The following is a 10,090-nucleotide window of genomic DNA, read 5'->3' on the forward strand; positions in this document are numbered from 1 at the left end:
GCCTAACCCGCCTAGAGGTCGCGGCGCCGAAACCAGAGAACGCCGCCCGTGACGACAACCACGACGTAGACCGCGACGTAGACTAGGTCCCAGACGGTCGCGGGCGGCCTCGTCACGATCGGCGGCACGATGGTGAGCTGGTTGGATCCGCCCATCTTGTCAACCCATAGGCCGATGCGGCCCGTCGGGACCAGGAACCCCGCCAGCGTGCCGGCAGCATCCAGGACGTCGGCAGACGGTCCTCTGCCCATACGTCGGATCACAGTGGCGGCCGCCCGGACCAAGCCATACTCCTGGGCTCCCACCACCCACGAGAAGAGCCCGAGCCCCATGCTGACCCAGATGGATGCGAACGTCGAATACGTCACTCCGAGCGTGATGAAAAGCATGGGGAACAGCAGCGACACGACGGACGCTCTCAGAACATCGCTCGGTATCTCCCCTGAACGAACCGTGAGCACCGCAGACAGAACGACCCCCAGCGCCAACAGGTAGGCGAGCAGCACGGCGTTCAGTCCGAGCCACTTTCCGACGACGATCATGTCGCGCCGGATCGGTTTGGTTGCGATGCCGTGCATGACGCCTGACTCGATCTCCGGGGCGATGGATCCCGCAGCGAGCACGATCGCCATGAGCGTCGCAAACGTGCGGATGATCCACATGCCGCCAGCGCGGATCGCTTGATTTGCCATGGCGTGCTCGAACCGACGCGACCGTCGGCGCGGAGGGTGATCCGCGTCGTCGGGATCGGAGGGGTCGTGAAGGGGCTCGGCAGTTTGTTGTTCGTCCGGAGCCGCTGCTGACGGCGACTCGGTGGGGGCTGCCTGCTGCGCCGCCTCCTGGCGGTCCGACGCGCGTTCCGCCAACGTCGTCAGTGTGATAATGCCCGCCAAGAAGAGAGTCGACAGGAGGACACCTGCCAGAAACGTACGCCGCCGCCGCACTTCGAGGGCTGTCAGCAGGGCGATCTGGAGCACGGCGTTCATGGCGTCCCCTCGACGCTGCGGACGAAGAAATCCTCGAGCGACTCACGCACCGGCATGATCGCATGAACCGACGCGCCTCCCGACACGAGAGCTTGGGCGATTTTCGGAACGTCGGCAGCGTTCGCGACGCGGATGTGCAGAACATCGCCGGCTGGTCGCCCATCAGGTTCCACCGTGCCGATGTCGGTGAGCTGCTCGCGGATCGCGGGCGTGAGACCGGCGGCTCGCACTTCGACACGCGCTCCAGTGTTGAGCAACTCGCCGACGGTGCCCTGTCGCGTCAGACGACCGCGATGGAGGATCGCGACGCGATCGCAGCAGAGCTCGATCTCGGTCAGCAGATGGGAGTTCAGGAACACCGTCTTGCCAGCCTTCTTCAGCCGGAGAAGGATGCTGCGCACGTCGCGTCTGCCGAGAGGGTCCAGCGCCGACGTGGGCTCGTCGAGGATGATCAGGTCAGGGCCCGGCAGCAGTGCCTGCGCCAACCCGACGCGCTGCTGCATGCCCTTCGAGAAGCCGCGGATGGGGCGGTCGGCAGCGGACGACAAGCCGACGGTTTCCAGCACCTCGTCGATGCGCCCCGCGAGTCGCTGTGACTTCATCCCGGACAGCTTGCCGTGGAACCGAAGAAGCTCGCGCGCCGTCAGGAACTCGTGGAATCGGAACTTCTCCGGCAGGAACCCGACGCGTCGGCGCGACGCCGGGTCGCCCAAAGGACTACCGAACAGCCACCCAGTGCCGCTGGTGGGGTGGACGGCTCCCAGGAGCATCATGACGGCGGTGGTCTTGCCGGCTCCGTTCAATCCCAGGAACCCGAACACCTCGCCTTCGGGGACATCGAGAGTGAGGTCGTCGACAGCCGTGACGGCTCGCTTCCTCCAGCCGCCGCCGTAGACTTTCCGGAGATGCTCGGAACGGATGGCGCTGGGCATCGACGTGGTCTTCTGTCAGCGGTTGTGCTCGACCAGGCGATGGATATCGCTCGGAGTGCCGAGGACGATGAGAGTGTCCATCGCTTCGATCTCGGTATCCGGACCCGGAACTCCGATGATGCGCGAGGTCCCGTCCGGATCGAGACGGCGAATGGTGACGACGACGACGCGGTACCGTCGGATGAGCTCCAGCTTCGCCAACGAGCTCCCGGCAAGCTTCGTCGGACACTGGATTTCGGCGATCTGGTACTCGTCGGAAAGGTCGATGTAGTCGACGAGTCCGGGGTTTACAAGCCGACGCGCGAGTCGCCGCCCGGCGTCTTCCTCCGGCGCGATGATGTCGGTGATGCCCAGGCGCTCGAGGATCAGCCGATGGGTCGGGCTGGAGGCGCGCGCGTGAACGCACGTGACACCCATCAGCAGGAGCTCCTGCAGGGTCAGCACCATGGACTCGAAGTCCTTGCCGATCGTGACGACGACGGCGTCCATCTTCGCCAGATTGTTGGCGCGAAGGGCGTCTGCATCCGTCGAGTCGAGCCTCACGGCGTAGGCAGCGAGGCTCTTGACAGCTTCGACGTTCTCCATGTCGGCGTCAATCGCCAGTACTTCGGCTCCCGCGGCTGAGAGCTCCTGCACCAGAACGCGTCCGAGCTGCCCCAAGCCGATCACGGCGATCCGCAGCGCTGCCATGTCTCAACCGTCCTATCCACCTGACGACCTACATGACCATGACTTCTTCGTCTGGATGCTCGAACTTGCCGGCGTGGACGCGCTGGCTCAGGGCGATGGCAATCGTCAACGGACCGACCCGTCCGAGAAACATCGAGAGAATGATGACGACCTTTCCGACGGCAGACAAGCCAGCCGTGATCCCCATCGACAGTCCCACCGTGCCAAACGCCGAGACCTCCTCGAAAACGAGCTTGACCAAGTCCTGCTCGGGCTCGGTGATGGACAGAACGAACGCGGACATGAACACCACCGACGCGCCGAAGATCAACACGGTCATCGCCCGGTTGACCGTGTCCTCCGGGATGCACCTTCCGAGAAGCTCGATTCGTCGCTTTCCGCGAGCTGTGGCGAGCGCAGAGAGAAAGCCGATGCCGACCGTCGTCGTCTTGACGCCACCGGCAGTTCCGCCCGGGGATCCGCCGATGCCCATGAGCGCGATCATCATCAGCGCCGTCGGCACGACGATTGCCGTCGTGTCGAGCGTGTTGAAGCCAGCCGTGCGTGTCGTCACGGATTGGAAGGCGGAGGCGAGGAGCCGTCGTCCCGGAGACAGCCCGGAGAGAGTCGCGTCGCGTTCGAGGAAGAAGTAGCCCACGGTTCCAGCGATGATGAGCACTGCCGTGATAGCGAAGACCATCCGCGCTTGCACCGAGAACCGAGGTCGTCTCCGTCGCGCCACGGACCGCGCGGCGTTCACGATCTCGCTCAACACGGTGAACCCGAGACCTCCAGACACGATCAGCGCCATGACCATCAGGTTCGTTGGGAGGTGGAACGCGGACAGCGGCGCCGCGAGATTGGGTGTCCACAGCGAGAAACCGGCGTTGCAGAACGCCGACACCGAATGGAAGAGCGAATAGAACCACCGTGGTCGGTCGATGATCAGTTCGGCAGGTGTGGAGATGTAGAGGACGACCGCGCCGATTGCCTCGATGACGAGTGTGAAGACGATGATGCTCTCGAGCGTCTTGCGAGCGGAATCGACCGTGGCGTCGTTGAGCACGTCGCGCATGTATGCCTGCTGGCGGAGGCTCGCGCTGGCTTCCATGAAGATGACGAAAAACATCGTCAACGTCATCAAGCCGAGTCCGCCGACCTGGATCAGCACCAGGATCACCGTCTGACCGAACATCGTGAAGAAGGTCGCCGTATCCACGACGATCAGTCCGGTAACGCACACAGCGCTCGCGGATGTGAAGACCGCATCGAGGGCGGGCATCGCGCCTGCCGTCACGCTGGCTGCCGGTAGCATCAGGAGCAGCGAGCCCGCGACGATGATGCCGACGAAGCTGATGACGACCGCCGAAACTGGGCGGAATCGCCGTTCGAGCAAACGGTGGCTGTATCGGGCTCCGCCGACGAGCAAGTTCAGGAAGATATAAAGCTGAGTCAGGGCGATGTAGACGGAGGTGATGCGCGCCGGCTCGACTTCGAGGGTTCCGGCGACGAATCCGACGAGCTTGCGGGCGAGCTCGGCTCCGACCAGCGGCAGCGTGGCGATGTAGCCGAGGAGGAGGAGCCCGGTGAGGACGAGCTCGAACCACCGCTCTTTGGCGTGCTCGACGCGGTTCGCTGCGATCACCACTCCTACCAGGGAGTTCGCAATGAACCCCCAGACGATGATCACATTCAGCGCGTGGACGACGCTTTTCCAGGTCGAGGGCAGGTAGAAGCCGTACTCGGCGATCAACACGACCGACGCCAGCAGCCCGATCACCACCATCGCGTGATGGAGGAACCCCGTCACGCGGGGGCGGACGTCGTACAACAGATCGTCGAATGCCGCGATCTGGTCAACGACCGCCTGAGGTAGCCGGACGCGGAATCTCACGGTTCCTCCTGTCTGGGTCGGTTCACGATGCCAACTAGCCGAACAGGCTCTTGAGCAGCAGGCAGCTCAGGAACGCAATCGCGCCGCACACGGGGAACGTCAACAGCCACGCCGCTATGACGGACTGTACGATATCCCAGCGAACGCCGCGAGCGTGCCGCGCAGCCCCGACACCCATGATCGACGTCGTGATCGTGTGCGTCGTGCTGAGCGGGATCCCGAAGGTCGAAGCCGCGAAGATCGTGAGACCTGCGGCGGTTTCGGCGCTGAATCCCTGCCACGACTTCAGCTCGACCATCTGCATGCCGATCTTTCGGATGATCTTCCAGCCGCCGACCGATGTGCCCAAGCCCATCACTCCGGCGCACAGCAGGATCACCCAGAGCGGGATGTGGAACGATCCGAGCACACCGCCGATCACCAGCGCCAGGGTGAAGACGCCCATGAACTTCTGCCCGTCGTTCATGCCGTGGTTAAACGCCATGAAGACCGACGACAGCACCTGGAGACGGTCGAACGTGCGCTTGGAACGCTGCGGTGTGCCGCTCGAGAAGAAGCGCAGGATGATCGTCGCGATCACCGCGCTCATGCCGAATCCCAGCACACTGGACAGAACGATGCCGATGAACACCTTCTGCCATCCTGACCACAGCAGAACATCGGGCCCGGCGGTTGCCAGCCCTGCTCCTGCCAGCCCGGCGACGAGCGCATGGGACTCACTGGTCGGGATGCCGAACTGCGCTGCGACGGTCCCGAACACGATGACTCCGACGACCGCCGACGCGATGGTCGTCAGGTTGACGATCTCCGGGTCGATGATGCCCTTACCGATCGTATGGGCGACCGCCGTACCCGACATGACGCCGATGGTGTTGAGGATCGTCGCCATGATGACCGCCGAACGCGGCGTGAGGACCTTCGTGGACACGACCGTGACGATCGCGTTGGGCGCATCGGTCCATCCGTTGACGAACTCAGCGAGCAGAATCAGAACGAGCGTGAATATGAGCAGAGCGCTCATGCAAACTCCTTGCGCCTAGGTGTTCTGCTTGCGCGCCATCGATGCCACGATCTCGGCGACGTGCTGGCAGTGGTCTGTGACCTGTTCTAGTCGCTCGAAGATATCCTTCCACTCGATGAGCGCCTTCACGTCGGACTCGGTCCGGAACAGCTCCTTCAGCGACCGATGGAGCAGCTCGTCGCTCTCCTGCTCCTTGTCCTTGATCTCCGTGACGCGCTGCTGGATGTCGCCCAGCCTCGCCTTGTTGAGCGACGCCACGAGCGGCTCGACCAGTCCGACAGTCGCCGCGGCGAGGTCGCCCAGAGCCACCGCTGCGTCGCATCCGGACTGCGGCTGATAGATGTCGATCCGCTCGGCGACCTGGCGCATCCTGCCGATGATGTCGTCGAGCCGGTTCGTCAGCCGAACGATGTCTTCCTTATCGAACTTCGTGATGTAGACGCGATCCACCATGCTTCGGACGGCATCGACCAGTCGGTCGCCTTCGTGCTCGAGCTCAGCGATCCGGCGGACCTTCTGCTCGATGGTGCTCACGTCGCGAAGCAACTCCTGAATCTCCGTTCCGCAGCGCACGCCCAGCGCGATGTGCTGCCGGAACATCTCCTCGAACTCGGTGTCGTTGTTCTTGGGCATGAACCCAAACATACGGAACTCCTGATGTGGATAACCACGAGGCGCCTGTGTCGTTCGATCATCCGCGGCGCCGGTGAGACGGATGATGACCCAGTGGGTCGTCGCCGACCCATCGTTCGTCTGCCGGCTCGGACGCGAGCTGATAGCGCGTGTCCGATGAGAGACGAATGCGGTTCACAGGGGAACGGTTGTCAGCCGAGCAGTGCATCGTGAACATCGTGAAGGAGAGCATATCGCCAGCCCGGAAACCGCCGTCCGACGCGGTGAGCCATCGTCCTCCGAGGCGGTCTTGGACCTCGACGGGGTTTGTGCTGAACCAGCCCCCGCCCCACGGGTTCGGCTTGTCGGAATCGACGTCGACGGCTCCATAGGTCTGCTTGAGGTCCTCGTGCAGGTGGGATTTCTCGAGAACCAGCAAGGGTCCGTCGGAGTAGGGCACGTCGCCGATGGGGATCCAGCTCGTGTAGAGGCGGTGCGTGCCTCTGCCCATGTAGACGACATCGTAGTGGCAGCCGGTCGCCCCGCCGACGCGGACGGTTCTGAGCCAGACGAAGTCGAAGGGTCTTACCGCGCCGCCGAGGAGCTTCTCGTAGAACGCGATGGCGGGCCCGCTGTGCACCAGCCTGCGGACGGCGGGACCGGTCCGCATCTCCTTGGCGAAGGCACGCCCGTCGATGGATCCGCGTGTCGAACGACCGCTGGCGATGGCTTCCATCAGTCCATGCGACGTGTCGATCTCGTCGACCGACGCCAGCCGCTCCAGCATCTCCCGACGCGCGCCGAGCACGTCGTCTCGGTTCAGGTAACCGCGAACGAAAACGTAGCCGTCCTCCTCCATCCGGCTCGCCAGCGCCGTCCCATCGTGGACGACGTCGTTGGACTCCCGCAGGAACCCGAACTTGTCGGTCGTCGTCGCAATCGTGTTCCCGTGCGAAACGAACGATTCCATCCCTCACCTTTCGTCATCGCGTTGCCGCCGAAACCCGTCTCAGGGCGCGCTCGCGTTGCCAGTTCACCGCCAGCCACCCCACGACGCCAGCCAGAATGAAGGGCCCCCCGATGAGCGTCGGTAACGGAACTCGCTCTCCGACAACGGCGTACGTCAGCACGGGGTTCAAGAGCGTTTCCAGGAGGGCGATCAGCGATGCGCGATGGGCTTCGATGTGCCGCAGCGCCCACGCGAAAAGCGCATATGCCGCCCCGAACTGGAACGTGCCGAGAACCATCAGCAGTCCCAGTTGGGAGGGGGTGAGCCGGAAGCTGCCCCACACGCCGACCGCGGGAGCCAAGATGATCGCCGATCCGAAGCAGTTCATGCAGACCAGCACGAAGGGATCGACCGCTCGCAAACCCCGTAGCGAAACCATCAGGAGCCCGTATCCGAGCCCACTCACCAAAGCAGTCGCCAACCCGACCGAGTCACCCTTGCCACTGCCGAACCAGATGATCGCCACTCCGACCATGGAGATCGCGAGGACGACGGCTTCCGCCGGTTTGGCTCGTTCATTCAGCAGCAGGGGAGATGCGAGGAACACCCAAATGGGCGCGGTGTATTGGAGAATGATGGCGCTGGAGGCGGCGGTGAGGGTCGTCGCGATGACGAACGTCGCCGACATCACCGTGAAGCTGGCGACCGAGCCGATGAGCCAGCGCGCGCGCGCGCGACGCAAGGCTTCGCGGCGGCTGTACGCCCAGGGCAGGAAGACGACGCCCCCGATCACGGATCGGTAGAACGCGATGGCGAAGCCCGACACGCCGCTGCCCTGCGCGTTGATGAGCTTGATGAGAGCCCCGCTGAGGCTCCATAGGATCGCGACGACGAGGACGCCGGCGACACCCATCCAACTGGTGGTTCCTGGCGTCTGTACGGGTTGCGGCTCTACGTCCTGGTCGCGAATCATCCGTCCGCCCTGCCGATCCGCCTCAACGGCGGAGGCGGTGCGCTCGACACGTGTGGAGACATGAACGATGGCTCTGGGCACGAGATAGGGCGATCCGTTTCGGATCGCCCTGGCAAAGCCTGATTGGGGTTCGTGGCATGGACGACTGCTCGGGCGCTACCGTACGCCCGCTAGTTCTTGGAGCATCCGCCAGTTGCGCAGCCGATCCTCCTGAACAGCCAGGAGCTCCGGCGACGGGTTCCCGTCCGCGTCGAAGTGCTTGGCGAACCGACCCTCGGATCGGGCGAACGTGATGAAATCGATCACCTCGCCGGTCTTGGGGATCGTGTACCAATCCTCCTTGACCGCCGGGTTCCCTCGAAGATCGAGGCGCTCGCGGATCGTGTCGCCTGCGCGCGGATCGTAGATGAAGATCGGGAACGCTCGCGACTCCTTCGCGAGCTTAGCCTGGTGCGAAGCCATTTCATCGCCGACCCCGTGCTCGGGCTGGCACGTCGTGTAGACGTTGATGATGGCAGGTCCGGGGAACTCGTTTGCCGTCGAGATGGCTTTGTAGAAGTGGTTGAAGTCCGCGCACGTCGTTTGCGCGACGAACGTATGCGGATGCATCATGCAGATCGTAGCCAGCTCCTTGCGTGCCTCGGTCTTCCCCTTGATCGCTCGACCGTGGTAGGACATCTTCGTGTTCTGCCCCGTGTAGGACGACGTAGACGCCTGCCCGCCCGTGTTCGAGTAGACCTGCGTATCGAGAACCAAGACCTTGATGTCCATGCCGGAGACAAGCATACGAGACAGCGACTGGAAACCGATGTCATTCATCGCGCCGTCGCCGCCGACCACCCAGAGGCGCTTGTTCTCCCACCCCATCTGATTCCACCGGACGCGAATCCCCATGGCGTCCGCTGGCGCGTTCTCGAAGAGCGAGTTCGTCCACGGCACGAGGTACGGGTTGTAGGGGTACGTGGACGTGTAGACCGTGTTGCAGCCTGTCGCCGCGACGATGCCGATGTTCTCTCGTCCGTACTGGAACCCGGTGGAAGCGAGCATCATGCGGAGCGCCGTTGCCTCGCCGCATCCCGCGCAGGAGCCGGCTCCACCGACGTAGAGCATCGACTTCTCGGCGAGCATCATGTCCGTCAGCAACGCCGGTTTGACGAACTCCTCCGGCGTATCCGGCAGGCTCTCGAAGACGGAGAATGCTGCCTGGAACTGAGGAACGTTCTGCTCGCTCTTGGTGAGCATCGAGAGCGCGAGGTCGTCGCATTGTTCGACGCACTCGCAGCAGCCCTTGCACTTCGTCGGATCGATGAAGATGCCGAAGAGCCCGCCGCTGCCGGCTTCCTTGCGCTCGTAGAAATCCCAGTACTTCTTGGTCTTGCCGAACCGCGAGCGCACCATGTCGCGAGTCAGCGGATCGCTGATCTTCGCGAGCTCCTGTTCGAGCGCCTCCGGCTTGACGACCTTGGCGAGGATCGCCGTGTCCGGGCACTCGATGACGCACTCCATGCAGGCGATGCAGTTGGAGGGATCGTACATCGGGATTTCGGGAGCGATGTAGCTGAAGTCGCGGAGCGCCCCGGTTCCGGCGGGGACGTGGCTGCGGGCGGTGGACAGATCGGCTTCCAGATTGAGTTCTGCGGAGCCGGAGTTGTACGCGCCGACGATTCGCTTGTTGAAGTCGTCGATATCGAGCAGCGTCGGGCCCTTTGCTTCGTCCGTGGGCGCTGCTCGCGGAATCCGGGTTGTTTCTGACATTCGCGGTCCTTTCAAGATCCTTGGCAACTCGGCAGCGGTCAGGGCTGGTCAGCCTGTCTGAAGACCTCGCCGTTCACGATGATCTTGGGCATGCCGAGGAGCGTCCACGCAGGTCGTATACCGGCGCGGATCGCCTCGATGTCGGTATCGATGGCGACCTGAGCCCCCCGCATCATCTCGAACTCGCCGGCGGGGGTTCCCTGGTCGTGGACCTTGCGGCTGACCCAGCCTTTGTCGGTTTCCGTGTATTCGACGTAGTCGAGAATCTTGGGCATGCTCAACCGACCTCCGAGTCCGGC

The 10,090-nt window shown here is 63.7% G+C and carries 10 protein-coding genes; all 10 read right to left on the reverse strand.

From position 1 onward, the window contains the following. Positions 1 to 11 precede the first annotated feature (11 nt). A complete protein-coding gene (locus tag FJZ36_06065) occupies positions 12 to 986 on the reverse strand; it encodes a hypothetical protein (GenBank protein ID MBM3214461.1) in 975 nt (324 codons plus the stop codon). Then, positions 983 to 1,918: an ABC transporter ATP-binding protein gene (locus FJZ36_06070; protein MBM3214462.1), complete on the reverse strand. Its 936-nt coding sequence runs from the start codon at positions 1,916 to 1,918 to the stop codon at positions 983 to 985. The genes FJZ36_06065 and FJZ36_06070 overlap by 4 nt, the downstream gene beginning before the upstream one ends. Before the next feature lie 15 nt (positions 1,919 to 1,933). Next, positions 1,934 to 2,608 (reverse strand): TrkA family potassium uptake protein, encoded by a 675-nt coding sequence (locus FJZ36_06075; protein ID MBM3214463.1) that lies wholly within the window; start codon positions 2,606 to 2,608, stop codon positions 1,934 to 1,936. Between the two features lie 28 nt (positions 2,609 to 2,636). Then, a complete protein-coding gene (locus FJZ36_06080; GenBank protein ID MBM3214464.1) occupies positions 2,637 to 4,481 on the reverse strand; it encodes a hypothetical protein in 1,845 nt (614 codons plus the stop codon). A 34-nt stretch (positions 4,482 to 4,515) separates the two neighbouring features. After that, entirely contained in the window at positions 4,516 to 5,502 is a 987-nt protein-coding gene (locus tag FJZ36_06085) for an inorganic phosphate transporter (protein MBM3214465.1), read from the reverse strand. A 15-nt stretch (positions 5,503 to 5,517) separates the two neighbouring features. Further along, positions 5,518 to 6,147: a DUF47 family protein gene (locus FJZ36_06090; GenBank protein ID MBM3214466.1), complete on the reverse strand. Its 630-nt coding sequence runs from the start codon at positions 6,145 to 6,147 to the stop codon at positions 5,518 to 5,520. A 46-nt stretch (positions 6,148 to 6,193) separates the two neighbouring features. Further along, a complete protein-coding gene (locus FJZ36_06095; protein ID MBM3214467.1) occupies positions 6,194 to 7,084 on the reverse strand; it encodes a phytanoyl-CoA dioxygenase in 891 nt (296 codons plus the stop codon). 13 nt (positions 7,085 to 7,097) lie between these two features. Continuing rightward, positions 7,098 to 8,117, reverse strand: coding sequence for a hypothetical protein (locus FJZ36_06100; protein ID MBM3214468.1), 1,020 nt, complete (start codon positions 8,115 to 8,117; stop codon positions 7,098 to 7,100). A gap of 75 nt (positions 8,118 to 8,192) precedes the next feature. Next, a complete protein-coding gene (locus tag FJZ36_06105) occupies positions 8,193 to 9,791 on the reverse strand; it encodes a thiamine pyrophosphate-binding protein (GenBank protein MBM3214469.1) in 1,599 nt (532 codons plus the stop codon). 38 nt (positions 9,792 to 9,829) lie between these two features. After that, positions 9,830 to 10,066 carry a hypothetical protein gene (locus FJZ36_06110; protein ID MBM3214470.1) on the reverse strand — a complete coding sequence of 79 codons (237 nt, stop codon included), beginning with the start codon at positions 10,064 to 10,066 and terminating at the stop codon, positions 9,830 to 9,832. Positions 10,067 to 10,090: the final 24 nt, after the last annotated feature.

This window comes from Candidatus Poribacteria bacterium, from assembly GCA_016866785.1.
In the GTDB taxonomy this organism is placed as follows: Bacteria; Poribacteria; WGA-4E.